Annotated in this window: 23 protein-coding genes; 14 read left to right on the top strand and 9 right to left on the bottom strand. The window is 67.0% G+C overall.

Annotated features, from left to right (window positions below):
- Window positions 1-261: 261 nt before the first annotated feature.
- Window positions 262-1,707: a UbiA family prenyltransferase gene (locus F6X53_RS16090; RefSeq protein ID WP_151001225.1), complete on the bottom strand. Its 1,446-nt coding sequence runs from the start codon at window positions 1,705-1,707 to the stop codon at window positions 262-264.
- Window positions 1,708-2,734: 1,027 nt separating this feature from the next.
- Between F6X53_RS16090 and F6X53_RS16085 the strand changes: the two genes are divergently transcribed.
- The 3 genes from F6X53_RS16085 (at window position 2,735) to F6X53_RS16075 (ending at window position 6,728) form a co-directional block, all read left to right on the top strand.
- Window positions 2,735-3,829, top strand: a complete 1,095-nt coding sequence (locus tag F6X53_RS16085; RefSeq protein WP_191970862.1) for a GumC family protein — start codon at window positions 2,735-2,737, stop codon at window positions 3,827-3,829.
- A 334-nt stretch (window positions 3,830-4,163) separates the two neighbouring features.
- Window positions 4,164-5,462, top strand: a complete 1,299-nt coding sequence (locus F6X53_RS16080; RefSeq protein WP_151001223.1) for a polysaccharide biosynthesis/export family protein — start codon at window positions 4,164-4,166, stop codon at window positions 5,460-5,462.
- 114 nt (window positions 5,463-5,576) lie between these two features.
- A complete protein-coding gene (locus tag F6X53_RS16075) occupies window positions 5,577-6,728 on the top strand; it encodes a glycosyltransferase (protein WP_151001222.1) in 1,152 nt (383 codons plus the stop codon).
- A gap of 24 nt (window positions 6,729-6,752) precedes the next feature.
- Here the strand turns inward: F6X53_RS16075 and F6X53_RS16070 are convergent, their stop codons facing one another.
- The 3 genes from F6X53_RS16070 to F6X53_RS16060 form a co-directional block, all read right to left on the bottom strand.
- Entirely contained in the window at window positions 6,753-7,898 is a 1,146-nt protein-coding gene (locus tag F6X53_RS16070) for a right-handed parallel beta-helix repeat-containing protein (protein WP_151001221.1), read from the bottom strand.
- A gap of 207 nt (window positions 7,899-8,105) precedes the next feature.
- On the bottom strand, window positions 8,106-9,209 hold the full coding sequence (locus F6X53_RS16065) for a glycosyltransferase family 4 protein (protein ID WP_151001220.1): 1,104 nt from the start codon (window positions 9,207-9,209) through the stop codon (window positions 8,106-8,108).
- Between the two features lie 423 nt (window positions 9,210-9,632).
- Window positions 9,633-9,824 (bottom strand): hypothetical protein, encoded by a 192-nt coding sequence (locus F6X53_RS16060; RefSeq protein WP_151001219.1) that lies wholly within the window; start codon window positions 9,822-9,824, stop codon window positions 9,633-9,635.
- Between the two features lie 204 nt (window positions 9,825-10,028).
- Between F6X53_RS16060 and F6X53_RS16055 the strand changes: the two genes are divergently transcribed.
- The 4 genes from F6X53_RS16055 to F6X53_RS16045 are packed head-to-tail and all read left to right on the top strand — an operon-like array spanning window position 10,029 to window position 13,172.
- A complete protein-coding gene (locus F6X53_RS16055; RefSeq protein WP_151001218.1) occupies window positions 10,029-10,745 on the top strand; it encodes a sugar transferase in 717 nt (238 codons plus the stop codon).
- A gap of 35 nt (window positions 10,746-10,780) precedes the next feature.
- The gene (locus F6X53_RS32420; protein ID WP_191970861.1) at window positions 10,781-10,942 is read left to right on the top strand and encodes a hypothetical protein; all 162 of its coding nucleotides are present in this window, start codon (window positions 10,781-10,783) and stop codon (window positions 10,940-10,942) included.
- 8 nt (window positions 10,943-10,950) lie between these two features.
- Window positions 10,951-12,798, top strand: coding sequence for a hypothetical protein (locus F6X53_RS16050; protein WP_151001217.1), 1,848 nt, complete (start codon window positions 10,951-10,953; stop codon window positions 12,796-12,798).
- The gene (locus F6X53_RS16045; RefSeq protein WP_210386386.1) at window positions 12,795-13,172 is read left to right on the top strand and encodes a DMT family transporter; all 378 of its coding nucleotides are present in this window, start codon (window positions 12,795-12,797) and stop codon (window positions 13,170-13,172) included. Before F6X53_RS16050 ends, F6X53_RS16045 begins: the two co-directional genes overlap by 4 nt.
- Before the next feature lie 225 nt (window positions 13,173-13,397).
- On the opposite strand, the gene F6X53_RS16040 is transcribed toward F6X53_RS16045, so the two are convergent.
- From F6X53_RS16040 to F6X53_RS16030, 3 genes are all read right to left on the bottom strand, one after another.
- Window positions 13,398-14,357: a GNAT family N-acetyltransferase gene (locus tag F6X53_RS16040; RefSeq protein WP_151001216.1), complete on the bottom strand. Its 960-nt coding sequence runs from the start codon at window positions 14,355-14,357 to the stop codon at window positions 13,398-13,400.
- 323 nt (window positions 14,358-14,680) lie between these two features.
- The gene (locus tag F6X53_RS16035; RefSeq protein WP_191970860.1) at window positions 14,681-16,249 is read right to left on the bottom strand and encodes a M10 family metallopeptidase C-terminal domain-containing protein; all 1,569 of its coding nucleotides are present in this window, start codon (window positions 16,247-16,249) and stop codon (window positions 14,681-14,683) included.
- A gap of 895 nt (window positions 16,250-17,144) precedes the next feature.
- Window positions 17,145-17,615: a MarR family winged helix-turn-helix transcriptional regulator gene (locus tag F6X53_RS16030; RefSeq protein WP_151001214.1), complete on the bottom strand. Its 471-nt coding sequence runs from the start codon at window positions 17,613-17,615 to the stop codon at window positions 17,145-17,147.
- Window positions 17,616-18,024: 409 nt separating this feature from the next.
- Between F6X53_RS16030 and F6X53_RS16025 the strand changes: the two genes are divergently transcribed.
- From F6X53_RS16025 to F6X53_RS16010, 4 genes are all read left to right on the top strand, one after another.
- Window positions 18,025-19,404 (top strand): MATE family efflux transporter, encoded by a 1,380-nt coding sequence (locus F6X53_RS16025; RefSeq protein WP_151001314.1) that lies wholly within the window; start codon window positions 18,025-18,027, stop codon window positions 19,402-19,404.
- An 11-nt stretch (window positions 19,405-19,415) separates the two neighbouring features.
- Entirely contained in the window at window positions 19,416-19,862 is a 447-nt protein-coding gene (locus F6X53_RS16020; RefSeq protein WP_151001213.1) for a (2Fe-2S)-binding protein, read from the top strand.
- Between the two features lie 11 nt (window positions 19,863-19,873).
- Window positions 19,874-22,126: a xanthine dehydrogenase family protein molybdopterin-binding subunit gene (locus F6X53_RS16015; protein WP_151001212.1), complete on the top strand. Its 2,253-nt coding sequence runs from the start codon at window positions 19,874-19,876 to the stop codon at window positions 22,124-22,126.
- 133 nt (window positions 22,127-22,259) lie between these two features.
- Complete coding sequence (locus F6X53_RS16010) at window positions 22,260-22,796, top strand: cupin domain-containing protein (RefSeq protein WP_151001211.1); 537 nt, start codon at window positions 22,260-22,262, stop codon at window positions 22,794-22,796.
- A gap of 62 nt (window positions 22,797-22,858) precedes the next feature.
- On the opposite strand, the gene F6X53_RS16005 is transcribed toward F6X53_RS16010, so the two are convergent.
- Window positions 22,859-23,773: a manganese catalase family protein gene (locus F6X53_RS16005; protein WP_151001210.1), complete on the bottom strand. Its 915-nt coding sequence runs from the start codon at window positions 23,771-23,773 to the stop codon at window positions 22,859-22,861.
- Window positions 23,774-24,303: 530 nt separating this feature from the next.
- Here F6X53_RS16005 and F6X53_RS16000 point away from each other — a divergent pair.
- Window positions 24,304-25,143, top strand: coding sequence for an outer membrane protein (locus F6X53_RS16000; protein WP_151001209.1), 840 nt, complete (start codon window positions 24,304-24,306; stop codon window positions 25,141-25,143).
- Between the two features lie 366 nt (window positions 25,144-25,509).
- Window positions 25,510-26,103 carry an NAD(P)H-dependent oxidoreductase gene (locus F6X53_RS15995; protein ID WP_151001208.1) on the top strand — a complete coding sequence of 198 codons (594 nt, stop codon included), beginning with the start codon at window positions 25,510-25,512 and terminating at the stop codon, window positions 26,101-26,103.
- Between the two features lie 18 nt (window positions 26,104-26,121).
- Here the strand turns inward: F6X53_RS15995 and F6X53_RS15990 are convergent, their stop codons facing one another.
- Window positions 26,122-26,394 carry a DUF2312 domain-containing protein gene (locus F6X53_RS15990; protein WP_150966574.1) on the bottom strand — a complete coding sequence of 91 codons (273 nt, stop codon included), beginning with the start codon at window positions 26,392-26,394 and terminating at the stop codon, window positions 26,122-26,124.
- 223 nt (window positions 26,395-26,617) lie between these two features.
- Between F6X53_RS15990 and F6X53_RS15985 the strand changes: the two genes are divergently transcribed.
- On the top strand, window positions 26,618-26,866 hold the full coding sequence (locus tag F6X53_RS15985; protein ID WP_151001207.1) for a DUF6894 family protein: 249 nt from the start codon (window positions 26,618-26,620) through the stop codon (window positions 26,864-26,866).
- The last annotated feature ends 119 nt before the right edge of the window (window positions 26,867-26,985 follow it).

Below are 26,985 nucleotides of genomic sequence, written 5' to 3'. Positions count from 1 at the left end.
CGGCGTTTGTTTGGCCGTTGGGGGTATTTAAAAAGTAGAGGTGGAGTGCGACCAGAGATCCACTTATGAGGAGCATAACGAACGGAATTAGCGCGCAGATCAGGATAAGGGAGCGTGATTTCATCCTGTGTACCTGTGTTTCTCTTGGCGAACATCGCAAAATCTAGGCGCCGTTAGCCTCATGTGCTTCATCGATGCTTTGGAATTTATGTCGACGCGTCTCGCGCCCGCCCTGCCGTCGACGAGCCTGGTCCGGTGAAATCACAGGGCGATCAGCACGAGCGCACCGGCGGTCACGACCGCGAGGCGGGTCACCCGGTCCCGCAGCGCGAAGACGACGGGATCGTCGTGCAGGTCGCGCCGATGCGCCATCACCAGCATCCGGCCGAGGACATAGACGAGGAGCGGGCAGATCGCCCAGAGGATCTTGGGTGAGCCGTAATTGGCGGTCACCGCCGGGGAGGAGAGATAGAGCGCGAAGACCGTCACGGCGTTCATGCCGGTGGCGGCCGCCAGGCCGCCGATCACCGTCAGATCGCTCTTGCGATAGTTCCTGTTCGTCGGGTCACCGAGCCCGTTATCCATCCGCATGGCCAGCTCGGTGTACCGCTTGATCAGGGCCAGGGACGTGAAGACGAACATCGAGAAGGTCAGCAGCCACTCGGAGAGCACCACATCGATGGCAACGGCACCGGCCACGACCCGCACCGTGTAGAGCATCGCCAGGACGACGATGTCGATAATCATCTTGCGTTTGATGAACAGCGAGTAGGCCGTCGTCAGGGCAATGTATCCGATCAGCGTCAGCAGGTAGAGGGTGGAAACCTGCGACGCCCCCGCGATCGCGAGGGCGAACAGCCCGACGATCGCCGCCATGCCGGCCTTCATGGACAGAGCCCCCCTGGCGAAGGGGCGATTGCGCTTCGTCGGATGGCGCCGGTCCGCGTCGATATCCATCAGGTCGTTGAGCAGGTAGACGGCGGAGGCCGCGAGCGAGAAGGTCACGAAGGCCATGCAGGCCATCAGAATCGCATGGGTCTGGAAGTTGTGCGAGGTCAGCAGCGGCACGAAGACGAGCGTGTTCTTCGCATATTGATGGACCCGCAGCGCCTTCAGCCAGGTCATCCACTGCCCGCTATCGCTGCTCGCGATCGGCTGCAGCGTGAGACCGAGGCGTTCCGCCTTGCGGCGCACGCCCGCCGAGGTTCGAACCGCGTAGGCGCGCCGGGCTTCCTGCCAGATCGCCAGGTCGGGATAGCTGTTGCCGATGTAATCGAAGCCCCGGCTCCCGAACGCGTCGATGAGCGCGCGCGCCTTGTTGGGTCCGAGCAGGTTGTGGCTGTGCGTCGTCGCGAACACGCCGTGGAAGATCCCGAGATGACGGGCAACGGCCTGAGCCTTGCTCTCGTGGCTCGCCGTGGCGAGATAGACCGGGCGCCCCTGGGATCGCGCCTCCTTGATGAGGTCGAGGACCGCCTCGTCATAGGGCAGGAGCGCGGCATCGATCTCGATGCGGGCCGCCAGGGCGTGCTTCATCGCGGCCTTGCCGCCGGCCAGCGCACGGGCAACGAAGAAGGTCCCGGCGATGTCCTGTCCCAGATGGGCGAACAACGCTTCGATCAACAGGTCGGTCTTGATCAGGGTGCCGTCAAGATCGACCACCAGCGGTATCGCTCCCGTGTTCTCGAGCGCAGCTGAATCGGTCATCACCGCTCCTCCAAACCGCATGATCCTGTCGATCGTGGCACGCTGCACTGCACAAAGTCTATCAGATAACGTGTACGAAGAAGTACAAATTAAACACATATCAAATCTTGTTCGGGAATAAGGCGAGACTTATCCGGCCTTCTCAGGTTAGAAAGCTGGGCAATATCCAAAATTTGTTAGAACTCATTCGACCCTATCGGGGTTTTCTGCCAAGGCCTATATCGCCCTTGCGGGCTAATACTTTTGCTCTATGCGCCTTTGCTCCATCCCCGGCGGGATCCCGAGGCTCGGGTCGAAATCGCGTCGGCGCGGTCGTGCGTTTCTGGACCGAAGGGTGCGGAACCGGCACAGGATGCGAGGATCCACAAACCCTGCCTCGCTCGTTCCGGCACGCGTGCGGAGGCGGGGATGAAGACATGGGCTGCTTGGAAGACATGGGCTGCTTGTTCGAACGCAGGCTCGCAAGTTACGCGTCGATCTGCGCAAGCACCGCTTTGACGCGATCGGCGCCGTGCAAGCCCAACGGCGCGTGCCGGAGCGATGAAACCTCATGTCCGCCGATCAAGCACAAAGCATGCTACCGTGCCGGGATGTTCTGACCTCCGGCTCATCGATCGTCGCGTCGCGTGAATGAGCGATCACCGTATCCCATGGACATAACAAGACAAATCCACGCTCCTGTACGGTATCAACCTGTCTCGTGCGGTCTCGGACCCGGCAGGACCTGACGCGCGATGCTGGTCTGCTTCGTTCGCCTGTGGCGATCTTTGCACGAATCCTGCATGAAGCCCCGCGACGGCGAGACGGGTGCGATCCACGCCCGTCGCGGGGTGCAGCGCGGTGACCGGGATCACAGGCCGGGCGCGCGCTTCAAAAAAATCGGTCCTAGATCTTAATTGCCATGGCCTGAAGGCTTGAAGCAGTTGTGGTCCTGTCCGGAAGCAAGCATTACCGTGCCAGATCGTTACGGTGCAGGCCTGCTGCTTGTGTGGATCTTGTCCACCGACGCAACGTGCGGAGACGTCTATTGACTCATATCTTCACGGCAGGAAGACCCGAATTTGCCCGGGATGCACAATCCTCGGAACATTTTCCTCCGGCCTCCCGCGAAGCCCGGTTCGACATCGGCGCCAGCCTGCGCGGCCACGCCTGGCTGATCGCCGCGATCGTCGCGGTGTCGATGATCGCCGGAATCGCCTACAGCCAGATGGCTCCCAAATGGTACAGCGCGAGTGCCCTCCTGCTGATCCGCGAGCCGAAAAGCGCCAATCTCACGGGCGGCTCGGGCTCGGGCGACGGGGTCGCCAACACGATCCTGGTCGAGAATCAGATCGAGATCATGCGCTCCGACCGGATCCTGAGGCGGGCCGCCGAGACCCTCGCGCTCCGCTCCGACCCGGAATTCGCCAAGCCGAAGGCTTGGCCCTTCGGGCTGGCGGCGGTCGGGGAGGGCACGCCGGAGGTCAGCACGCAATGGGTCGTCGATCAGCTGCGCGAGCGCCTCGGCGTGAAGCGGGTGGGCTTGAGCCAACTCGTCGAGATCTCGTTCCGGATGCGCGATCCGGACAAGGCGGCGCAGTTTGCGAATGCCATCGTCGAGAGCTTCATCACCGATCAGTACGAGTTCAAGGCCCAGGACAATGCCCGCGAACTCCAAGCCCTGGGCGGCCGGGTGGAAGAGCTGCGGATGCAGTCCTTCGCTGCCGAGAAGGCCGCGCAATCCTCCAAGGATGACGGCCTTCCCGGGGATGCGGCGGCGGCGCAAGCCAGCGCGGGACCGATCGAGTCCGGTCGCGGCTACGCACGCAGCTACGAGAGCGTCGAGAAGGAGCGGGCCGGGCGGGCCCGGGAATTCGCGGAGAGCCAGGCGCGGATCCGCGAGTTGGACAGCGTCGCGCGCTCGACCCGCGCCGCGTACGAGAAGTTGCTCCAGCGCTCGATCGAGCTCTCGGGCTGGACGCCGGCATCGGAGGCCAGCGTCCAGCGGGTCGCGCCCGCGACCTCCCCGACCCGGCCGAGCTGGCCGCGGCTGCTGCCCATTCTGCTCACCTTCGTGGTCCTGGGGGGAGCCGCCGGATGCGCGATCGCGCTCCTTCTCGGGCGCTTCCAGCGGGCCTCATGACGATCGGGGCCGCCAGCGGACGGGCAGGCGATGCCGATTCCGGCGTCAAGCCGCCCAAGATTTACTCGATTTTGCTTCGGATTGATCGGCTATCAAGCAATATTAGACGGAGAAATACATCAGGATAATCGAACTAGACAAAGTGCACATCCGTACAGAGGCTGAAATTCACTACAATTCGGGTATGGAATCAGCGAAGCTCTGCGCGACGATGTTCGCCCCGATCGATGTCCGCGACGCCGATCGTCGCGCTCCACCGCGACCCACCGCGCGATCTCTGCCGAGACCGTCGCGATCGTAGCGCGGAGAAGCCCGGTCCCTCGATGATGAAGGAATGCCCGCCTTGCCCGATCTCGCTGTTTGGCCGCGCCGGTTCGGATTCAAGGCAGCCCTTCCTGCAGCGCTCCTTGTCCTGCTGGCCGTGCTTCCGGGCGCGCAGGCCGGGCCCGAGACGGGATACACGGTCGGGGCGGGAGACGTCCTCGAAATCTCCGTGACGGGCCTGCCTGACCTGAAGCAGCGCACCACCGTGAACCCGGATGGCAGCATCATGGTGCCGCTCGTCGGATCGAGCCCGGCCGCGGGGCTGAGCTTGGCCGAGGTTCATGCGCGGGTCCAGGATGCCCTGTCGGGTAAGGTCTTCCGCCAGAGGCTGCCGGACGGGAAGGACAACTTCATCCCGATCGGGCGGGACCACGTCCTCGTCAACGTCGTCGAGATGCGGCCCTTCTACGTCGGCGGCGACGTCTCGAAGCCCGGCGAATATGCGTTCCGCACCGGCATGACGGTGCGCAAGGCGGTGGCGCTCGCCGGCGGCTATGACAGCCTCCGCCAGGGCGGGAAGAGATCCGCCACCGAGGCGTCCGACTGGCTGAGCGAGTATGACGGCCTGCGGACGGATTCGGCCGAGCACAAGGTGCGCCTCGTGCGCCTGCGGTCCGAACTCGACGAGGTTGCCCAGATCGACACGAAAGCCCTGGTCAACATGCCGGTCCAGGCGCCGTTGCTCAGCAGGATCACCAATCTGGAGATCGGACAGCTGCAGACGAATCTGGACGATCTGAACAGCCAGCGGGCCTATTACAAGACGGTCAAGACCAAGACCACGACCCAGATCGACTCCCTTCTCAAGCAGAAGCAGCAGGAGGAAATCGGCCTCGAGCAGCAGGCCGCCGACCTGGCGCGGGTGAAGGACCAATTCCAGCGCGGTCTGACGCCGATCACCCAGTTCACGAGCGAGCAGCGCTCCTACCTGCTCGCCTCCCAGCGCGTTCTGCAGATCACGGCCCAGGCCGCGGAGGTCGAGCGCATCCGGGAGGACCTCGGCAATCAGCATCAGAAGCTCGAAGCCCTGAGGCGGACCGAGCTGATGAAGAAGATCGAGGAATCGGAGCTGAAACTCTCGAAGAACGCCTTCCGGATGAAGGCCCTGGAGGAGAAGCTCCTGTCCACCGGGTCCCTCAAGTCGCTCTCGCTCTACGACATCAAGAAGAAGGCCGAGATCCGGCTCGTCCGGATCGAGGGCTCTGAGACGCGGGAATTCAGCGCGAGCGAGGACAGCCGCGTGCTTCCCGGCGACCTGATCGAGGTGAGCCTGCAGATCATCAGCACCTCCGGGAGCCTGGATCACTGACGCCGGCCTGGCCCGGCTCGCGGTGCGGTGCGGCGCAGTCCGGAACGGCGGATCGGCCGCAGGATTCCGGGATGGGCATGCCGCCTCCTGATCACGAAGGCCGAGAGGATCGCGATGCGCGTCGCCCACATCACCGAGGCGCCCCGGGGCGGCGTCCTGAGCTATCTCGAGGAGGTGATCCCCGAGCAGCTCCGCGCGCCCGAGATCGAGCGGATCATCGCGGTCCTGCCTGCGGTCAACGCGGGCAGCTTCGCGCATCTGGGCAGCGCGAAGCTGATCCTGAAGCCCTATCCGCACGCGCGCGGCTCGCTCATCGGAATGCTTCGCCTAGCCTGGCATGTCCTGGCGGTGCTCGTGATCGAGAAGCCGGACATCGTTCACGTCCATTCCACCTTCGCGGGCGTCATCGTCCGGCTCTGCGCCGTCCTGGTCCGGTTCCGGGGCCGGCTGCTCTATTGCCCGCATGGGTGGAGCTTCCTGCGGGAAGGCTCACCGAGAACGCTCCTGGTCCTGATCGAGCGGATCCTGGCCTTCCGCTCCGATCGGATCATCTGCATCTCCGACCACGAATGGCACGAGGCCGTTCAGGCGGGACTTCCTGCCCGGAAATGCGTCACCATCAAGAACGGGATTGCGCCGCCGGCCGGCCCCGCGCCGCCCCGATCGGAACGGGGGCGGCCCCTCGGTCCGCGGCGGCTGAAGATCCTGTATGTGGGCCGCTTCGATCGCCAGAAGGGCTTCGATCTCTTCCTCGACGCGATGCGTCGCGTGCCAGACCGCGCGGAGGGCCTCGCCGTCGGCGATTACCTCACCGATCCGGGCAGGTCGCACGCCCCTCCCGCGAACGTCACGATCCGCGGCTGGTGTGACCGGAGCGGCTTGGACGCCCTCTACCGGGACGCCGACCTGCTTCTCATTCCCTCGCGCTGGGAGGGCTTCGGACTCGTCGCCATCGAGGCGATGCGCGCAGGGCTCCCGATCTTCGCCAGCCGGGTCGGCGGCCTCGAGGAGATCGTTGTCGATGGCGAGACGGGCCGGCTGTTCGCCTGCGGCGACGTCGAGCAGATCGTCACGCTCGTCACGCAGGTGACCGAGGCGGATCTCGCCCGCTTCGGCCGAGCCGGCTACGACCGTTTCCAGGCGCATCACCGGTCCGATCGCATGAACAGCCAGTTGCTGAAGCTCTACGCCGCCTGCGCGCGCGCCGACGGCTTCCGCCGGGAGTTCGCCGGGCTCGGATCGGCCCGGGTGCCGCGGCCGCGGTGACGGGCTTGGCCGCGCGGGCTCCCCTCAGGGGCGCCGCGTCGCGGGCATCTTCCCGGCCGCGGGCGCCTGCCCGGCTGCGGGCGCCTGCCCGGCCGCAGGATCCGACGAATCGAGGATCGTGTTGTCGGCCTGCTGGACGCGCGTCCCGTCGCGCTGCTGGACGAAGCTCCGGACCGCAGGGGCGTAGGACGTGTTGTTCCGGACGGCGATATCGTAGGCCCCGCCGCCGCCGTTGACCACGATGCTGGCGGCCCGCGACGCGTAGATGGTGTTGTGCTCGACGAGCACGGAGCGGACGGTGTTGTTGTCGGCGAAGACATGGATCGAGCCATGCTTGCCGCCGGCATTCTTGAGGGTGTTGTCGGTCACCGTCACGTTGGAGACGCCGAGCGTGTTGTAGGCGCCTTCTGCCGCGATGTAGATTCCCGCCGCGCCCGACATGTTGTTGTCGTAGAAATTGCCGGCAATCTTGATGTCGTGGCCGCCGACGACGCTGTAGCCGCGCCCCCAGATCTGATCGGTGACGGCGTTTCGGGCGATGTCGATCGCGTAGCTCGGCGGCCCGTCGGCGTAGCTGACCACCGCGACCCCGTCGTCCCCGCCGTGGTCGATCCGGTTCTCCACGATGGCGATGTCGTGGTTGGCGCCCTCGTAGTTCGAGAGGTGAATGGAATCGGACCCCGTATAGGTCAGGGCATTCCCGATGATCAGGCCGTCGCGCGATCCGGACACGTGGATGCCGGCGCCGCCCGAATGGTTGATCGTCACCCCGCGGATGAGGAAGTTCTGCGCTTTGAGCACCGCGACCCCTCCGGATTCGTACGAGGCGTAGCGTTCGCCGGGCGGTCCGATCAATTGCAGGTTCTGGATCCCTGCACCGCGCCCCGTGAGCATGAGCGCCATGTTCTCGCGGTCCGTCCCCTGGAGCACACTGGATGGGCCCTCGCCCTCGATCTGCACACCATCGAGGCGCAAGGCGGCCGCGTGCTTGAACGTGCCCGCCGGCACGGAGACCCGGACGCCGCGCGCCTTGGCGGCCGCGATGGCGGTCTCGATCGCCGCGGTGTTGTCCTCGGCCGACGGGGAGGCGCCAAAATCGAGGATCGATAGGGCAGGTGGTGCGCTATCGTTGAGCACAGCCGCGAGAAGAATGGGCAAGAGTGCCTTCAAGGTCTAGAATCCTCATCGATCATACCGGCCAAATAACAGAAGCCGGCAAAGCTTAGATGAAAAAGGCCAAGACTGATAGCATGAGAGCAGGTTTATTGATAAGCGTACGAAGTAAGCTTGGCGGTCGAGTTTAATTCCGTGCGGTTTCCGCCCGATTGGTCTTTTGGGATTAATACTTTTGGGCGCCTGCAACGATCATCCCGCGCTTCAGCGGACGAGGCGCTCGGTGCCGAGGCGCCTCGTCTCGCCGATCTGGTCTCGGAGAAGCCCCGACAGGTCCGAAGCCGCGTTGCGCCAGGTGTAATGCGCGGACCGCCCCAGCCCTATCCGGGACATGGCCTCGGCGCGCTCGCGGTCGCCCACGACCTCGCGCAGAGCATCGACCAGCGATCCGGGGACGCGGGCGTCGAAATAGAGGGCGGCCTCCGCGCAGATCTCCGCGATCGAGCCGCCGGACTGCGCGATGACGGGGCAGCCGCAGGCCATGGCCTCGACGGCCGGCAATCCGAAGCCCTCGTAGCTCGATGGGAAGATCAGGCAGGTCGCGGCCTTGTAGAGTGCGCTGAGCTGTCGATCCGTCACGCGACCGAGCATCAGCGCCCCGGCCAGGGCCTCATGGCCTGCCGACTGGAAGATCGTGCGCACCCCGGTCCCCACGATCGCCAAGGCGAGGCCCCGCTCCCGCAACGGGGTGATGCAGGCCGTCAAGGCCGACAGGTTCTTGTGGGCCACCAGGTTGCCCACGACGAGGACGAAGGGTTTCCCGTCGACGGGCAGTCCCGAGAGATCGCCGGAATCCCTCAGGATATGGTCCGATCCCTCTCGCATGATCCCGATCCTGTCCGGGGCCAAGTGCAGTCGGGCGCTGAGGCGCGCCTGCGAGAACCGCGAGACCGTGACGAGCGACGCGTCGAGCCCGGCCAAGCCGCGATAGAGCGTCCTGTACCAGGTTCGGAATGCGGGCGAATAGGCGTGCGGGATATCGTAGACGCCGGCATCATGGATGACGACCGCCTGCCGCGATCCCTTCGCCAGGGGGGCGGTGTTTCCGAGATTGAGGAGGAAGCCGCCGCGGCTGAAATACGGCAATTCGAGCTGCTCCCAGAGATGCCCGCTGGCGCGTCCGACCTGGCGCATGCCGAGGAACCGGTAGGGTCGGGGCGCTGCCGGGCCCGGAGGCACCAGAATGGTGGCGGCCGGCCACGCCCCTTCGCCGACGAGCGCGTCGATGGCGCCGGTCAACTCGATGGCGAAGCGCTGGACGCCGGAGAACCGCTGGGTGAGGAACCGGCCATTGATGTAAAGGTGCAAGGCTGAAAACCTCCCGCAAGGCCCCGATCACCCGGTGACGGGCGCGCGCCAGCCTGAGGCTCGCGCGCTCAGCGTCAGGCCGCGTCGGTATGGCGTCGAACTTATCATTGCACTGCAGCACATCATAGGCGCCCGACGGAGGCCGAAAGCCCTTCCGTGCCGGTGTTTTGCAAGACGATCCTTCTGAAGGAACGCGAACGATTACTTGAAGATGACCGGCAAACGACCCGTCATCGGCGCTGCGTACGGTCCCATGCGGGGTGTCGATCGCGCGTGTCGGGGCGGTCCGAGTTCGGAGTGCCGGACCGGGCGGCATGATCGGAGGAGCCTGCAACCCCTGCTCGCGGATTCTGCGCGAAATTCCAGGTTATTGCAGAAAAACCAAAGACTTGTTGCCTGTGGCCCGGCGCCCGACGGACCGCGTCAGGATCGGCGGCGTCTCAGAATCTCGGCGGCGACGATCGCCCCGAAACAGGCGCCGATCTGCACGATCACGACGGTCCGCGTCACGCCACCACCTCCGAACAGGGCGCCAATCAAGCCGCCCAGGATGGCGCCGAACAACAACACGATCATATCGCGGTCCCCTGACCGCTGAGCAAAATATCCGGACATATGCGTATTCTTTCGTATATCGTGGCTTTCAGGCATGTAAGCTTATTGAACAAAGACGAGAGACATCCACAGCGTGCGATATCGTACTCCGAAGTGGGGTAATAGTTCATCAGGACTAGCAATCTTGTGTATTGTTTTTGCTGGTGGTACGTGGCTTGCAAGCTAAAATTAAGTCGTTTGGACGATATTTTTGGAGGCTCTAGCATGCCTAGAGGAGCCGAACACGCGCGTCGGCTGCAATCCGCTGCATCGCAGCAAGCTCGGGAGATCATCACGGATCCTTTGCTCAGGCCAGCGGCATCGCAGGCGCTCGAGCAAGCCGGCAAGCGCTGCCTCGATTTCAGTGTCGCTGCTCTTGCCCTCATGGTCCTGCTGCCCCTGATGTGCCTGCTCGCCTTGTTGATCTGGGCGAGCGACGGACACGCGCCGCTCTATCGTCATGCGCGCGTCGGGCAGCAAGGCCGGACGATCAAGATTCTGAAGTTTCGTTCGATGCTTGTGAATGGCGACGAGGTCCTGCGCGATTACTTTGCACAGAATCCTGCTGCAGAGCGTGAGTGGAGCGAGTTCCACAAGCTCAGCCACGATCCGCGCGTGACCCCCCTCGGCCGGATCCTGCGCAAGACCAGTCTCGATGAGTTGCCCCAGCTGGTTAGCGTGCTGAAGGGGGACATGAGCCTCGTGGGCCCGCGTCCCATCGTGACGGCGGAGATTCCACGCTACGGCGACGCCTTCCACCTCTGCTTCTCCGTCACGCCGGGCATCACAGGCCTCTGGCAGGTGTCCGGACGGAGCAATTGCACCTATGACGAGCGTGTGGCGCTGGACCTGCATTACGCGACGCATTGGCGGCTCGCGCATGATCTCAGCATTCTCATCCGCACGATCCCGGCCGTCCTGGCGCAACGCGGTAGCCGGTAGCAGCTTACCACAATGACGCGCATTCAGGGATGGAGATGACGATATCTGTGCCTGACGACGCGCCCCGGAATGGCATCCGGTTCCTGCCGGTCGATGCGGGCGGCGGATCCGAGCATCCTGCCCATCGCGGCATCACCCTGCCGATCCCTGCGCGGCTGGCCTGCCGGCTCGGTGCGCCCTCGCCACCCGATCCGTGAGGGTCCTGATGCCCCTGTCGCGATGCGCCGTCGGCTGCGCGGCGCAGCTTCATCGCTGGCGCGAAGGCTCTCGGAACCACTCTGAGGGCGCCGGCGTCCTTCCCGCCGGGGCCGCGTCCGGGCCGATGGCCTCGGCTCCGCGCCAACTTCTGGTCACGGCCGCCCTCGGCGCCGGCCTGTCGCTGATCGTGACGGGCCACGTCTCCGGCTTCGGCAACAACCTTTATCACCTCGGCATCCTGGCGGCGCTCTGGACGGAGCCGCAATTCACGCAGGATGCCTATATCCAGTCCCTGCCGCACTTCGCCTCCGGGTTCTGGTGGCTCCTGGCGGGCCGCGTGAGCGGGGATGCCCACCAGCCGCTGTTCCTCCTGCTCGCCTATCTGTCCCGCTGCGCGAGCTTCCTCGGCTTCCTTCTATGCGCCGACCTTGTCGGCATTCGCACCCTGCCGCAGCGCGTCACCTTCGTGCTCCTCCTGACCTTCGCCAGCACGATGCGGCTTCTCTCCCCCGCCGGGGGAGGCGGCCTGTTCCTGAACGTCTTCACGCATTCGGAGATCGCCAATGGGGTCACGCTGATCCTGCTCGCCTTCGCGGCGCGGGGGCGGCTGACGGCAGCCTTCGCGCTCAACGGCGCGGTCTTCTTCCTGAATGCCTTCATGGCGGTCTGGAACGCGTTGCCGCTCGGGCTGATCATGATCGGCCTAGTCCGGCGGCGAGAGGTCGCGAGTCGGATTGTTCTGCGGCGCGCCCTTCTGGGCCTGCTGCCGTTCTCGGCGCTGGCGGCTCCGGTCGTCAGCCTCGTCCTCAACAATCCGACCTACGGCCGTCCAGTCCCTTACGATTACACGACATTCCTGTACGCGTTCTATCCGGACCACTTTCTTGTCGGTTCGATCTCCGGACCGAGCCTTCTGTTTCTTCTCGCCAGCGTGATCATCGGCGCGCTCGCGGCCGCGCAGCTTCCCCGCGCCTTCTGCCTGGAGGCCCTCATCGGCTTCGGAATGGTCTGGGCCGTCGGGGCCGTCCTGCCGCTCCTCACCCATGCGGCGCCGATCCTGAACCTCCACCTGCTCCGCGCGAGCGGCAGCATCCAGCTGATGGTGACCCTCGCGACGGTGTCGCTGACGACCCTGTGGCTGACCCGGGGCGCGCGCTGGGGGGCGTGGCCTTGGGGGCTGGTCGCCGCCGCCGCGTTGACCACGAGCAAGCTCGCCCTGCCGCTCCTCCTCGCCCCGCTCTGGGCTGCGCGGGGGCGCCGCGCAGCGCCGCCCCGGCTCGAACGCGTGCGGCTCGATCTCCTCGCGCTACCGCTCCTGCTGGCGTCCTGGCTGGCGATCGCCGTGGGCAATGAACGGGCAAATGCCGCGATTCGGGCAGATATCGCGAAATGGCGCGACCTCGGGACCTGGGCGCGGGCCGCGACCGCGCCGGATGCCGTGTTTCTCCTGCCCGTCGCGAATCCGAAGCTGTCGCAGGGTTCCCCGAGGGGCGGGCCCGTCTCCGATCCCCGGGATCTTCCGATGGGGGATGGCAAGCAGCTTGCGTTGGCACGCGGCAGCGAAGTGTTTCAATATTATGCCCATCGCCGCGTCTGGGCGGATTTCGGGTATGGGGCTGCGGTCATGTGGTCACCGGGCTATTACGCGGAATGGCGCGCCCGCACCGCGGCGGTGCTGAACCTGCCCGGTATCCGGGATCGCCTCAGCTTCGCGTTCCGGGAGAACATCCCCTACTTGGTCGATGCCTGCACGGCGGAGCCGGTGCCGGCCCCGATCGTCTTCAGCCATTCCGGCCTCTGCGTCTTCGACGCGTCCCGCCGGCCGTCCGCCGCCTTCGGAGGTAATGATCGGTGACTCCCGCGACATTCGCCCTCGTGCTGCTGAGCGTCGCCCTGTCCGCTTCGGCGCAGATCCTGTTGAAGATCGGGATGTCGTCGGCCGCCGTGCAGGCGGCGCTCGCCGGTCCGATCGGCCTGAGGACGGTTCTGGTCGTGGCGTTCGCGCCGGCCGTCTTCGGAGGCCTCCTGACGTTTGGGCTCAGTGCCGTCGTGTGGCTCCTGGTGCTCTCACGGATCGATGTCTCCTACGCCTATCCCTGCGTTGCGCTGGGAATCGTCCTGACCATGCTGGCAGGGCACCTCATGCTGGGCGAGGCCCTGACCGTGTCGCGCATCGCCGGCCTTGCCCTGATCGTGAGCGGGGTCGGCGTCGTCGCGCTCGGTCGTTGAGGGGGCGGCGGACCCTGCGGATGCGGGTCGTCGACCGCTGATTCCGCCCGCAATCGAACGATCCGGGCCCTCGATCCTGCCTGATCCTCGGCTTCACCGACTTCGTCCCGACGGCATCGGCGCTCCGCTCTCGCCCGGATCGCGTCTCCGCGCGGGTCGGGCGGATCCACCGAATGTCGGAACGCGCGAACCCTGCAGCCCGCGACCGCAGGCGGCCTGTCGCGATCAGCAGAAATGCTTCCCGCGCAGGCCGCGGGTCTTGATCTCCCAGCCGGTGCGCAGGAAGAGGTTGCCCCGGGTCAGGATGTATCGCGGGCTCACCTGGGCGCCGAATCCCGCCAGGAACATGATCGCGCCTTCGTGGTGCAGCCCGTCCAGGTCAAAGACCAGATTCATCTGCATCGTGTTCTTGATGGCCTCCCAGACCAGGAGGCTGATCGCACCATTGTGGCTCTGCTGCGTGCGCGTGGTCATCAGGTAATAGGCGGCTTCCAGATCCCACACGTAGAAGATGGCCGCGACGTGCTCCCCGTGCCGATCGTTGGCGAAGAGCACGCGTCCGCGATTTCGCGCCGTCGCGGCGTCGATCAGGTCGCGGCACAATGTCTTGCTGAACCGCGGTTTTGCCCCGCGCTCGTCCAGGTTCCTCCAGTAAAAATCAGCGAACGCATCCGCGTCCCCGTAATTCTCGACCGTGATCCCCTCCCGCTGCGCCCCCCGTATCACGGTTCGACGCGGCGAACGCATGTTCTTCCAGACGGTGTCGATCGATTGCGGAAAGATCTCGAATGTAAATTGTACGGACGTCGCGAAATCGTTCTCCTGAAAGGCGATCGTATCCGTAACTCCGCGGTGGCACTTGATATTGATCAGGTCGGCCTTGGGGAGTTGCTGGATCAATTCACGAAGGATGCCGAGACGCGTGATGAAGCGCGTGTCGATATTTCCCTCGCCTTCAGCCACAACCGGCCCGAGGAAGTGCGTGAGGGGCGGCATCAGATGAGCGGACAAACCCATCCGGCGTCTCGGACAATAGGGCATCCATCCGACCACCTGCCCGTCGCGCTTGACCTGCACACGATCATGCGTCCGGCCGGTGACGATATCGAGCCACCAGGGTTCGTGAAAGATCGTCGACCTGAGATCTGCCTTGCTGGGAATGGAGATCGGTTTCGGATGATTCATCTCTCCTGAGCCCCTGCACTATTTCTCATAAACGCATGCTCCGCGCCGAGATATGGTGCATGACAGCAGTCGTTCTAAATTAACCTTTGATGTTTTGGCCCCTGAATTTCTGATCCTGCCCTGTTCACGGCAGAATTGACGCGGCGATAGCTCGGGAGGATTACACCTTTGGCATTGCGGCGGATAACCGAGCCGGGGCCTGGATCCTGGTCCGGCCGACGGGTGAGCCGCCCGATCGCCTGCGGCGATTCCGCGGCCGCGCGGAAAATTCCCACGCGGGTCTCGGACGCGGACAGCCCCCGGCTTTGCCGGGGGCTGTGATCTCAGAGGATGAAGTCGGCGGTCGCGAAGCTGTGCGCGCCGAGCGCCTTGATCGTGAAATCGGCGGAGCCGTCGCCGTTGACGTCGCCGGCCAGGTAGGTGTTGGCGCCCGAATGATACGCCTTCAACTCGCCGGCCGTCCCGTGGAAACCCTGCTCGCCGATGAAGGTGAAGCCCTGGTTGCCCGCCGCGCGGCTGTTCGCGTCGATATGCGACAGGTCGATCTTGTCCAGGCCGTGCGCGAAATCCGTGATGGTGTCGCCATTGGCCTCTGAGCGCGTGTCGAACACGAAGCTGTCGCTGCCGGCGCCGCCCGTCAGCATGTCCTTGCCGCCGTGGCCGTTCAGGATGTCGTTGCCGGCGCCGCCCTTGAGGGTGTTGCCGCCGCTGTTGCCGATCAGGGTCAGGCCGGCGGGGGCGGGGGTCGGCGCGGTTGGAGCGGGCGTCGTCGGAGCGGGGCTCGGCGCCGTTGTGATCGGCGCGGGAGCCGACGTCACCGGAGCGGGGGCCGCGGTCCCGCCGTCGTTGTGGGCGGCGAGCCACTCCGTGAGGGTCGGGGCCGCCTTGGCCGCGTTCTCGGTGTTTCCGCTGACCACCGGCTTCGCCCCGGCCTGATCCGACAGGAAGGCAGCCGGCCCGTAATCGTCGTTGTTGGTGACGCTGATCCCGGACTGCCCGGACCCCCCGTTCAGGATGACGTCCGTGTTCTTCGAGTTGTAGATCCAGTTGTTGTCGATCGTGATGTCGGTGACCGGCCCGCTCGACGCGTAGACGTGAATCGACCCGTGATTGCCGCCGGCGCTGACAATGACGTTGTCCTCAACCTTGACGTTGTCGACCGGCAGGGTGCCGTACTCGCCCTCGGCGGCGATGTAGACGCCGGCAAATCCGGCTTGGTTGTTGTTGTAGTAATTGTCCTCGATGACGATGTCGTGCCCGCCGACGACGCTGTACCCGCGGCCCCAGATCTGGTCGACGACGGCGTTGTCGTGGACGTTGATGTTGTAGCTGGCCGCACCGTCAGCCGCGTAGCTGACGACCGCCACGCCGTCATCCCCGCTATGGTCGATCCGGTTGCCCGCCACCTCGATGTCGTGGTTGACGCCCTCGTAGTTCGAGAAGTGGATCGAATCCGCGCCCGTATAGGACAGGACGTTGTTCGTGACCTTGCCGTTCGAGGAGCCGGAGATGTGCATGCCGGCGGCGCTGGCGTGATCGATCGTGACGTGGTCGACCGTGAAGTTGGTCGCGTTCAGCACCGAGAGACCGCCGGCCTCGTAGGATGCGAGCCGCTCCCCGCCGGCGCCGACGAGCTTGAGGTTGGAGAGCCCGGCGCCGGTGCCCGTCAGCATCACGGCCTGGGTGGCGGCGTTGGTGGCCGCCAGGACGCTGCTGTCCCCATGGCCCGTCATCTGAACGCCATCGAGGTTCAGGACCCCGGCATGCTTGAACGTGCCGGCGGGCACGTCGACCGTGGTGCCGGCGGCCTTCGCGGCGTTGATGGCGGACTGAATCGCCGCAGTATTGTCCTTCGCGGACGCGCTGGCACCGTAAGTTGTGATGGAAATCATTCTATCCCCTTGCGTTTGTTCGCGTTGCTTGGAAAAATCCAAGACGTTCTTCTGTTCGGCGTGACTTTTCAGGTTCTTGCTCAAGGCAAGCGTCATGGCCGGCAGACAATATTGACCTGCGCGGTGTCTTGAGCAGATTTGGAATTCAAATCAGATGGTTTCTAATAAATTTCTGTATTATATACGCAAGACAACTATCAAATTGGAGGATATTCGCTCGAAAAGACAACTCAATCTTTGAGCGGAGAGCTCGGTCGAGTGCATCTGCGCGCTGCCACGCGACGATCGCGAGCCGCTTCCAGCACAGGGGAGGGGCGTGACCTCGCCCCGCGACCAACGAAGGTTTGAGACCGTCCTTCACGGCCGTGCGGGTCCTGAATGACGACACGATCCTTGAGGAGCCGCGCAGATCCGCCCGCTCCGGATTTCAGAGCCGTTGCCCGGCGTCGAGGGGGTGGTCGGACGGATTCGCGCGCCGATCGACGCTCAGGCCTCCCGCGCCGCAGAGGCTCGGCGCGTGATCGGCGGATTCATGCTTGCAAATTCACAATGATTCAAAAGCTTAAGGCAGCATAATCTGCGATTTTGCTTGGATACATCGTCGATCTGACTCCCCGATGTCTTCGATTTGTCTGGCTTGTTGCTGGGTGTTGTTCTAGCTCGGAATATGGCTGAAATGCGGCAAATACGATTTTTCTTAACATTTGCCATAGTACAATAATGGTATTTGTCTGTACAAACGCTACAATTCTCGGCATATAATCTTAGGTCTGCTGTCGTGCGGCTGCAGGTCTTCGGGCGCAGATTGACGGCGTTGCCGATTGCTCACGAAAGCTGTCTCGGAACACCGGGAGCGGACCCGGACGTTCGCTCCCGCCGGTCGAGGTCTTTCCGGTCAGTCGGCGTTCTCGGCGAGCGGCCGTCCCGCCACGAAGGCATCGTGGAAATCCTGCGAGGCCAGGAGCCTGAGCACCGAGCGGAGTTCCGCGGCCCGCTCCGTCCCGAAGGTTGCCTCGAACCGGTCCTGCGCCCCGCGCCAGAGCCGCGTTGTCTCGGCGAGCTTCGTCCGGCCCAGCTCGGTCAGGGTGACGCGGCGGGCGCGCCGGTCCTGCGCGTCGGGGACGAGCAGGATGAAGCCGTCGCGCGCCAGGGGCTTCAGGGTGTGCCCGAGCCCCGACAGGTCCATCACGAGGCGCTCGGCCACCGCGCCCATCGTGGGCGTGCCGAGCGCCTCGATGGTCGCCAGGAGCCCGTGCTGCGTCGCCCGGAGCCCGCTCGGTGCCAGCGCGTCGTCGTAGAGCTGCCCGAGGCGCCGCATGGCCTGGCGCAGCGCGGCGTTGCTGCACGGGCTCAGGTCCGGTTTCATCGCGTCTCCAAACCCTGGCACGGCCCGGGCAGACCGGGACCGTCTGCCCGACGGCCTCCTGCCCTTAACGGGTCATCCGGCGGAAAGCTGCCCGTCCGCGTGCTTGACACCCCTCTCGATAAAGATGCATATGCCACTAAATGGTCGGACGCCATCCCGGGCGGGCGCCGTTGCCGAGACCCGTTCGTCGCCGGCGGCGCGGCGATCGCGGCGGGCTGCGCCGCATCCCGGCCGCCAGGGCTCAAACCACCGCCGAGGACCGGAGACCACGATGGCAGAGCCGATCCGAGCGGGGACAGCCCTCGCGAACGGGCGCCTGCGGGCCGCCGACGAGGGCGCGCAGGCGGGCCGCGGCTGCGGCCCGAGGGCTTTTCGCGCCCCGCCGCCTGAGCCGTCGGTGAGCCCGCCCATGGATCCGCGCACCCGGCGCCTGCTGCAGGCGCCGCTGGTCCCGACCCTCCTGCGGCTGGCCGTTCCCAATGTCCTGATGTCCGTGGTGCAGGCATCGGTGGGCCTGATCGAGACCTACTTCGTGGCGGGGCTCGGCACCGACGCCCTGGCCGGGATGGCCCTGGTGTTTCCCCTGCTGATGCTCGTCCAGATGGTCTCGGCCGGCGCCGTCGGGGGCGGCATCCTCTCGGCCGTCTCGCGCGCCCTCGGGGCGGGACGCCGGCAGGCGGCGGGGGATCTCGCCTGGTACGCCGTCGCGATCGCCCTCGGGCTCGGCCTCCTCACCACCGTTCTGGCCCTGACCCTCGGGCCCGGCGCCTACCGGGCCATGGGCGGGCGCGACGGGTCGCTCGCCGCCGCCATCACCTACGCGCAGGTGGTCTTCGCCGGCGCGGCGCTGATCTGGCTCTTCAACGGGCTCGCCGCCGTGATCCGCGGCGCGGGCAACATGGTGCTTCCGGCCTCGGTCACCTGCCTCGGCGCCCTGGTGCTGATTCCCCTCTCGCCCGCCCTGATCTTCGGGTGGGGGCCGCTGCCGCGGCTCGGCATTGCCGGGGGCGGGGCGGCGGTGATCGGCTATTACGCGGCGGGCAGCCTCGTCTTCGCGCTTCATCTCTGGTCCGGGCGCGGCGTGCTGCGTCCGCCCGCGCGTCCGCCCGCTCTCGCCTGGCCGCCGGCCCGCGAGATCCTGCGCGTCGGGCTCGTCTCGGCCCTCGTCAGCGCCACCACGAATGTCACCATCGCGACCGCCACCGGCCTCGTCGGCGCCGCGGGGCCGGCGGCGGTGGCCGGCTACGGCACCGGCACGCGCCTCGAATACCTGCTCGTTCCCCTGGTCTTCGGCCTCGGCGCCCCGCTCGCCGCCCTGGTCGGCACCGCGATCGGAGCCGGCGACCGCGAGCGGGCGCGCCGCGCCGCCTGGATCGGCGCGGCGCTGGCGGGCCTCGCCGCGGAGGCGATCGGCGTCGCCGCCGCGCTTCGGCCGGAGGCGTGGCTCGGCCTGTTCGGCGACGATCCGGCGATGCTGGCGGTGGGCACCCGCTACCTGCAGATGGTCGGGCCCCTCTACGGCTTCTTCGGATTCGGCCTCGCCCTCTACTTCGCCGCGCAGGGCGCCGGCCGGGTCGGCTGGGCGTTGGCCGCCGGGCTCCTGCGGGTGATACTGGCGCTCGGCGGCGGCTGGCTCGCCCTGTGCTTCGGCTTCGTGCCCGATGGCGTGTTCCTGGCCCTCGGCCTCGGCCTCGTCGCGGTCGGCCTGATCAACGCCGCAGGCCTCCTGAGCGGGGCCTGGCTTCCCGCCGGGCGCGCGCCTGCCGCCCCGACACGTCATCGCCTGTGAGGAGATCCCGCATGCTGACCTTCACGATCAACGAGGTGCCCCATCAGGCGGAGGTTGAGCCCGACACGCCGCTGCTCTTCGTGCTGCGCGACAGCCTCGGGCTCACCGGCACCAAGTATGGCTGCGGCATCGGCCAATGCGGCGCCTGCACGGTGCTTCTCGATGGGCAGGCGACCCGCTCCTGCCAGGTGCCCGCCGAGAGCGTCGGCACCCAGGCGATCACCACCATCGAGGCGGTCGAGCAGGACCCGGTCGGCGCCAAGGTCGTGGCCGCCTGGGTCGGCATCGCGGTGCCGCAATGCGGCTACTGTCAGTCGGGCCAGGTCATGGCCGCGACCAGCCTCCTCAAGCAGAATCCCAAGCCCTCCGAGGCCGAGATCGCCGAGGCGATGACCAACCTGTGCCGCTGCGGCACCTACAACGCCATCGCGGCCGCCGTGCGGCAGGCCGCGGCCTGAGGGAGGATGCCATGAACGACCTCACGCCCGTCCTCCGGCCCGGCCAGCGCGACCGCGAGCCGGTCCGCAACCTCTCCCGCCGCGGCTTCCTCGGCGCGGCCTCCGGCGCGCTCCTCCTCGGCGTCGGTCTGCGGCTCGCGCCGGCCGCCGCTCAGACCCGGGCGGAGGGCCCGGCCGCGATCGCCCCGAAGCCCGGCACGCGCGTGGCCGCCTTCCTGGAGATCCGGCCCGACAACTCGGTCCGCCTGCTCAGCCCCTTCGTGGAGGGCGGGCAGGGCATCAACACGGGGCTTGCCCAGACCATCGGCGAGGAGCTCGACCTCGACCCGGCCCGCTTCGCGGTGGAATGCGCCCCGCCGGGGCCGGATTACGCGGTGGTGAACGGCCTGCGCATGACCGGCGGCTCCTTCTCCACCCGCTCCAGCTTCGAGGCCATGCGCCGGCTCGGCGCCACCGCCCGCGAGATGCTGCTGCGCGCCGCCGCCGCGCGCCTCAAGGTGGCGCAGGATTCCCTGACCACCGAGAACGGGCGCGTGATCCACGTGGCCACCGGGCGCGCCCTGGGCTACGGCGAGCTCGCGGCGGCCGCGCTGGCGCTTCAGCCCCGTGACGACGTCGCGCTCAAGGATCCAAAGGCTTTCCGCTACATCGGCAAGCCGGTGGCCCGCCTCGACATGCGCGACAAGTCCACCGGCCGGGCGGTCTACAGCATCGACATCCGCATCGACGGCATGCTGCACGCCGCCATCCAGCACGCGCCCCATCTCGGCACCGAACCCGAGGCGATCGCCAACGAGGCCGAGGTCCGGGCGATGCCGGGCGTCCAGGCGGTGCAGCGCCTGCCCGGCGCGGTGGCGGTGGTGGCCGACACCTGGTGGCGGGCCCGCAAGGGCGCGGAGGCCTTGGCCGTCACCTGGACGAAGCCCGCAGCCGAGGGCGTTGACACGGTCTCGGGCGGCTTCTCCTCGGCCGCCATGCTGGCGGCGCTGAAGGGCTCGACCGCGCCCGGCATCCCGGCCGAGCAGGAGGGCAACCCGGATGCCGCATTCGCGGGCGCCGCGAAGGTGGTCGAGGCGGAATACGACGCGCCCTACCTCGCCCACGCGCAGCTCGAGCCGCCGGCCTCCATCGCCCGGTTCAACCCCGACGGGACCCTCGACCTCTGGCTGCCGAACCAGATGCCGGAGCTGTTCCAGCAGGTCGCCGCCAAGGTCGCGGGGCTGCAGCCCGATCAGGTGCGCATCCACTCGCCGATGCTCGGCGGCTTCTTCGGGCGCCACTTCTATTACGGGCCGGCCAACCCCTTCCCGCAGGCGATCCTGCTCGCCAAGGCGATGGGCCGGCCGGTGCGCGTGCTGTGGTCGCGGGAGGAGGAGTTCGGGATGGATGCCGTGCGCCCCTTGAGCTTCGCGCGCTTCAGGGCCGCGCTCGGGGCTGACGGGCTTCCGGTGGCGCTGCAGACCACGGCGGTCGGCGAGGGCCCGATCGGGCGCTGGTTCGGATCGATCTTCAAGGCGCCGGTGGATTCCTCGGTGGTCGAGGGCCTCGACAAGAAGCCCTACGCCATCCCGAACCGGCGCCTCGACTACGTGAAGGTGCCTCACCCAGTCACGATCGCGTTCTGGCGCTCGGTCGGGCACTCGATGAACGACTTCTTCTACGAGAGCTTCCTCGATGAGATCGCGCAGGCCGGCGGTCACGATCCCTTCGCGCTCCGGATGACGCTCCTGAAGGACAGCCCGCGCCACCGCACCCTGCTGCAGGCGGTGGCGGATCTCGCCGGCGGCTGGAAGCGCGGTCCGTTCGAGGCCCAGGACGGGTCGCGCCGGGCGCGGGGCGTCTCGATGGCCTCGCCCTTCGGCTCGGAGACGGCCACCATCGCGGAGGTCTCGCTGGAGGACGGGGAGGCGCGGGTGCACGATCTCTGGATCGCGATCGACCCGGGCCGCGTGGTCAACCCGGCGATCGTGAAGCGGCAGGTCGAGGGAGCGGCCGCGCTCGGGCTCTCCGCCACGCTCCTGGAGCAGGTGGTCTACGAGAACGGCGAGCGGCAGGCGAAGAACTTCGACGCCTACCCGATCCTCGACCGGACCCGGATGCCGCGGGTGCAGGTGGCGATCGTGGAGAGCGGGGCGCCGATGGGCGGCATCGGCGAGCCGGGATTGCCGGGCGTGCCGCCGGCGGTGGTCAATGCGGTGGCGGTGCTCACCGGCCAGCGCCTGCGCAGCCTGCCGCTGAGCAAGGCGCGCCTGTCGGGCGCCTGATGCCGCGGCGAACGGCCCGCCGGGGCCGGGGGCGATCCGGGCCGGTGCGCCGGCCCGGGCTTGCGGAGGCCGCGCAGGCGGGCAATCCTCGGAGTGCCCCGCCAGGTGCGGGGGAGGGCACGGGACCCGAGCGATGCACGATCACGACCCTGACCACGCGCATGGGGAGGCTGCCCCCGAGGCCGGGGAGGCCCGCGCCGGCCCGGCCGGGGAAGCGCGCTGGAAGCATGACGGGGTTCGGGTGATCCCGGGCGGCCAGCTCGATCCGAACACCGCCCAGACGCCCGGCATGTTCCGCCAGGCGGCGATCAACCACGCGCGCGTGGGTGCGCAGAAGATCTGGGCCGGCACCGTGGCGATCGAGCCCGACGCCAAGACCGGCGTGCACCACCACGGGGTGCTCGAGAGCGTGATCTACATCGTCTCGGGCCGCGCCCGGATGCGCTGGGGCGAGCGGCTCGAATACGTCGCCGAGGCGGGCCCCGGCGACTTCATCTTCGTGCCCCCCTTCGTGCCGCATCAGGAGATCAATGCCTCGACGGACGAGCCCCTGCATTGCGTGCTGGTGCGCTCGGACAACGAGGCGGTCGTCGTCAACCTGCCCGATGTCGAGCCGGTGGAGCGGCCCGAGGCCGTCCACTGGATCGATCCCATCCATCGACAGCCCTGAATGGGCGGAGCGTCGGGCCGGGGAGGGGGCCGGCGAGGGTCCGCTCCCCGGCCCCGCGCGCCTCAGCGGCCCTTCTTGTAGAGCTTGCTCGCGACCTCGAAGATCTCTTCCGGGGCGTAGTTCGGCGCGAAGGCTCCGTAATTGCCGTCGAGTTCGGGGATTTTGCCGCCCTCGGGCAGTCCGTCGACGACCTCGAGGTTGCCCGGCGGGTCGCCCGGCAGCGCCACCTCGTCGTTCGACCAGACGCCGGCGGCCTCCTTGTAGTCGTCGGGGCTGAAGCGGTAGAGGCGCCGGTGGCTGCCCTCGTTCAGGTATTTCTGGCACTCGGGAATGCGGGAGAGGTCGATATTGGGCGTCGGCAGCATCTTCTCGATCTCGACGCCGGTCAGCTTCTTGAGCGCCAGCGCGTAGGCGTGCGCGTGCACGGAGCCGCGCACCAGCAGGTAGCCGCAGACCTCGCGGCCGGTCGGGTCCTTCAGCGTCTCGTAGACCCGCAGCTTGTGCAGGCGGGCGCCGCATTCGAGATGGAAGTTGTGCAGCAGATCGATGATGATGTTCCCGGTCGTGGTGACCATGTCCATGTTCCACGAGGCCGCGTTCGCGTTCATCGGCATCGCGCCGCCGCCATTCGACAGGAAGCTGCCGGCGAGGCGCACGTCCTTCATGTCCTCGAAGGGCGCCTTGGAGACGTCGACCTCCGGCGTCTGGTCGCCCGGGCCATTGTTGAGCATGGCGATGCCGGTCGAGACCAGCTCGACATGGCCGAGTTCCTCGGCAAAGATGCTCGACACGAGGCTGTAGAACGGCCGCAGCTTCGTCTTGTCGCGAAAATTGAAGCTCTGGAACATGTAGTTCCCGAGCGTCGACATCTCGCCATACTTGCCGCCGAGCAGTTCCTGAAGAGCCGCGGCAGCATTTGGATCGGGTTTCTTCGGCTGGGGCAGCTCAGCTTGCAGGCGATCGATTCGCATGAACATCGGGCGTGTCCCTCTCGGTTTGTTCGTCCAGAGGGTACCGCCGAGTGGCTCGGCTGTTCCGACAGGGTGAGCAATTTTCTTTCACGGCCGGAGCCGAGGCGACGTGCTGACGGATCCTCGTTCGGGCTCCGACGCGGCGGCGCGGCCGGCTTCGGATACCGGGCCGAAGCTTGGGCCGGGGAGGGCATGTTCCGGCGCTGAACCGGGCCCGCCGCGATTGTGCGGACCCTGAGGCGATCACGCGCGTGGATCGCATCGCGCCCTGAAGTTCACGGCCTCGAAGCGGTTAGCGAAAGCACAAATGATCGGTTCGATGCTCTGATAATGTCTCTGACAGAATTTCTGTTGATTTAAATTGGGCTATCAACCGATCCGGAGTTTATTCCATCGTGCGATGATGTGCGCTTGAGCACGTCTTATCGCATTCCTGCCCGATGCGCTGACGCATTGTTGCGGTCCTGCACTATCGTCCGGCGGCGCGCTGCCTTCTTGTCCCGGTCGTCAAAGCCCATACGGGAACAGGACCCCTGATGATCAGAACGCTTCTCCTCGCCGCGACGGTTCTTGCCGGCACGACCGCCCTCGCCTCGGCGGCCGATCTGCCGCGCCGCGCGGCTCCCCCGCCGGTGTTCACGCCGGTTCCGGTCTTCACCTGGACGGGCTTCTATGCCGGTTTCAATGCCGGTTACGCGTTCGACGCCAGCAACGATTCCGCCAACACCTTCGGCATCCCGGCCGCCTTCGCGACCACCGCCGGCACGACCGCGAGCTTCCGTCAGTCGAGCCAGGACGGGTTCACCGGCGGTGGCCAGATCGGGTACAACTTCCAGTTCACGCCCGGCTCGGGCCTGGTGATCGGTCTCGAGGCCGACGCGCAATATGTCGATTTCGGCCGTGACCGTCGCAGCGCCCTGATCAGCGGCGGTGCCCTGGCGGCCGGATTCTCGGCGGTCGATCCGCGCGGCCTGTCGAGCCTCGACTTCTTCGGCACCGTCCGCGGCCGCGTCGGCTACGCCTTCGATCGCGTCCTGTTCTACGGCACCGGCGGCTTCGCCTACGGCTCGGGCAGCGCCGACCGCAGCTTCGGCGGCTTCAACGGCAATGACGACTTCCGCACCGGCTGGGCCGCCGGCGGCGGCGTCGAGTACGCGCTGCCCACCGACTCGTTCCTGAATTTCTTCCGCTCCTCGGCCGTGACGCTGAAGGTCGAAGGCCTGTACGTGAACCTCGACCGCGGTAACCGCCGCCAGGGCGCGCTCGTCATCGACAACGCCGCCAATACCGCCGTGGCCTTCAGCGCCATCGGGCGCCGCGACGACGAGTTCGCGGTGGTCCGCGCGGGCCTGAACTACAAGTTCGGCTCCTACTGAGCCTCACCGGGTTTGGCCGAAGCATCCCCAGCCCGATCAGACTGGCCGCTTGGCCGAACCGCGCCCCGGGAGCCTGGCTCCCGGGGCGCTCTGCCGCGCGGCGCGCTCCCCGGCCTCGGCCGGCGGACCAGTTGCGCCGGGACGAGCCAGATCGCCCCGTCAGGGTGATCCCGCCCGGCCCGCCTCCCGCGGGACCATCGAACGGCGGCCGGCCCTCCGGCCGCATCGGGCACCGCCGGCGCGCGGTTGTCCCGGCCGACGCCAAGCCACCCGACGGGGAGCCGCGCATCGAACCGTGCTAGGTCCATTCTCGGCCGGGCCGGCTCGCCGCCTGGACCGGCCTGACCGTCGCTCGGAGCGTGGCCTGTGCGTGTCCTCCTGATCTATTGCCACCCGCGGCCCGACAGTTTCTGCGCCGCCCTGCGGGACGCGGCGGCCGAGGCGCTCCGGTCGGCGGGGCACGCGGTGGAGATCCGAGACCTCTACGCGGAGGGGTTCAGCCCCGCCCTCGATGCCGAGGAGCGCGGCCGCTACTACGATCAGACCGGGGGGGCCGGCCGGGGCGAGATCGCGAGCCACGTGGCCTCGCTCCGGCGCGCGGAGGCTCTCGTCCTGGTCTACCCGACCTGGTGGTTCGGCCTGCCGGCCATGCTGAAGGGCTGGCTCGACCGGGTCTGGCTGCCCGGCGTGGCCTTCGAGCTCGGGGGGCCCGGCGTGCTGCGACCGCTCCTGACGAACATCCGGCGGATCACGATCGTGACCACCTACGGCTCGCCGCGATGGCTGCTCTGGCTCGTCGGATGGCCCGACTGGCGCCTGTTCCGGCGCGGGATCCGGACGCTCTGCGCTGGGCGCTGCCGGCTCGAATGGCTGGCGCTCACCCGGATGGATTCCTGCACGGGAAACGAGCGGCAGCGTTTCGCCGCCAAGGTCCGCGCCCGCCTCGGGGCTTGGCGCTGAGGCGGGCGCGGCGGCGCGTCAGGCCGCCTGAGCGACCGGCGCCGGGGTCGGCGCGTCCATGGCGCGCAGGTAGACCTCGAGCAACGTCTCGTGTTCGTCACGCGCGTCCTGGTCGAGCTTACGCAGCTTGAGGATCTCCTTGAGGATCTTCACGTCGAGACCCTCGCTCTTGGCCTCCAGGAAGATGTCTTTCTTGGCCTCCATCAGGTCCTTGATCTCTTCCTCGACCTTCTCGACGCGCTCGATGATGGAGCGGATGCGATCGCCGGCGATTCCAACACTGTCGGTCATGGTGCCTCTCTCTCCTCAATCGGGAGCCGCAACCTCGGCCAAGAGGGTAAGCGCGGCGTTAAGATTGCCCCGAACAGGCTGGTCGGCAGCGCCGAAGACAGGACGGAATGCGGCATTTTGCGCTTCCCCATCGCCCCTCCGATGTGAGAACATATGTAGAACAAATCATGCGCGAATCGGCCGCCGGACGGCCGGGTACCGCGAGACGAAGAGGGAATGAGGAATGGCGCGCTATCGCTTCCACTGCACCAACGGTTCGGAATGCGTCTTCGACGCCGAGGGCGCGGAGATCCGCGTGCCCGCCCGCCTGCCGCTGCGGGCCGAGCAGGTCGCCCGGGAGGTGATGCGGACGCTGGAGGACGAGACCGACTGGTCGGAATGGCGCGTGACCGTGCACGATCTGAAGGGCCGGCGCGTCCTGCTGCAGCCCTTCGCGCAATGCGCCGGGCGAATGCCGGCGCTGGCGGCGTGATCCGGGCCGGCCGCCGCGGCGGGGGCCAGGCCGCGAATCCGGGCGCGCCGTCATCGGCGCCGACGCTTCTGAGCCCGGAGAGCCGTCCGGAGGATCTGGATCAGTCGATCCGGCCCCTG

The organism is Methylobacterium soli, from assembly GCF_008806385.1.
GTDB lineage: Bacteria > Pseudomonadota > Alphaproteobacteria > Rhizobiales > Beijerinckiaceae > Methylobacterium > Methylobacterium soli.
The sequence above is the reverse complement of the archived record's forward strand: the minus strand, read 5'-3'. Positions and strand labels throughout refer to the sequence as shown.

What these genes read in the sequence shown, in the direction of transcription:
- F6X53_RS16000 (WP_151001209.1), top strand. Translation starts at nt 24,304, where the DNA reads ATGATCAGAACGCTTCTCCTCGCCGCGACGGTTCTTGCCGGCACGACC.
- F6X53_RS16025 (WP_151001314.1), top strand. Translation starts at nt 18,025, where the DNA reads ATGGATCCGCGCACCCGGCGCCTGCTGCAGGCGCCGCTGGTCCCGACC.
- F6X53_RS15990 (WP_150966574.1), bottom strand. Translation starts at nt 26,394, where the DNA reads ATGACCGACAGTGTTGGAATCGCCGGCGATCGCATCCGCTCCATCATC.
- F6X53_RS16020 (WP_151001213.1), top strand. Translation starts at nt 19,416, where the DNA reads ATGCTGACCTTCACGATCAACGAGGTGCCCCATCAGGCGGAGGTTGAG.
- F6X53_RS16055 (WP_151001218.1), top strand. Translation starts at nt 10,029, where the DNA reads ATGCCTAGAGGAGCCGAACACGCGCGTCGGCTGCAATCCGCTGCATCG.
- F6X53_RS16035 (WP_191970860.1), bottom strand. Translation starts at nt 16,249, where the DNA reads ATGATTTCCATCACAACTTACGGTGCCAGCGCGTCCGCGAAGGACAAT.
- F6X53_RS16010 (WP_151001211.1), top strand. Translation starts at nt 22,260, where the DNA reads ATGCACGATCACGACCCTGACCACGCGCATGGGGAGGCTGCCCCCGAG.
- F6X53_RS32420 (WP_191970861.1), top strand. Translation starts at nt 10,781, where the DNA reads ATGACGATATCTGTGCCTGACGACGCGCCCCGGAATGGCATCCGGTTC.
- F6X53_RS16060 (WP_151001219.1), bottom strand. Translation starts at nt 9,824, where the DNA reads ATGTCCGGATATTTTGCTCAGCGGTCAGGGGACCGCGATATGATCGTG.
- F6X53_RS16015 (WP_151001212.1), top strand. Translation starts at nt 19,874, where the DNA reads ATGAACGACCTCACGCCCGTCCTCCGGCCCGGCCAGCGCGACCGCGAG.
- F6X53_RS16005 (WP_151001210.1), bottom strand. Translation starts at nt 23,773, where the DNA reads ATGTTCATGCGAATCGATCGCCTGCAAGCTGAGCTGCCCCAGCCGAAG.
- F6X53_RS16030 (WP_151001214.1), bottom strand. Translation starts at nt 17,615, where the DNA reads ATGAAACCGGACCTGAGCCCGTGCAGCAACGCCGCGCTGCGCCAGGCC.
- F6X53_RS16050 (WP_151001217.1), top strand. Translation starts at nt 10,951, where the DNA reads ATGCCCCTGTCGCGATGCGCCGTCGGCTGCGCGGCGCAGCTTCATCGC.
- F6X53_RS16075 (WP_151001222.1), top strand. Translation starts at nt 5,577, where the DNA reads ATGCGCGTCGCCCACATCACCGAGGCGCCCCGGGGCGGCGTCCTGAGC.
- F6X53_RS16090 (WP_151001225.1), bottom strand. Translation starts at nt 1,707, where the DNA reads ATGACCGATTCAGCTGCGCTCGAGAACACGGGAGCGATACCGCTGGTG.
- F6X53_RS16040 (WP_151001216.1), bottom strand. Translation starts at nt 14,357, where the DNA reads ATGAATCATCCGAAACCGATCTCCATTCCCAGCAAGGCAGATCTCAGG.
- F6X53_RS16080 (WP_151001223.1), top strand. Translation starts at nt 4,164, where the DNA reads ATGCCCGCCTTGCCCGATCTCGCTGTTTGGCCGCGCCGGTTCGGATTC.
- F6X53_RS15985 (WP_151001207.1), top strand. Translation starts at nt 26,618, where the DNA reads ATGGCGCGCTATCGCTTCCACTGCACCAACGGTTCGGAATGCGTCTTC.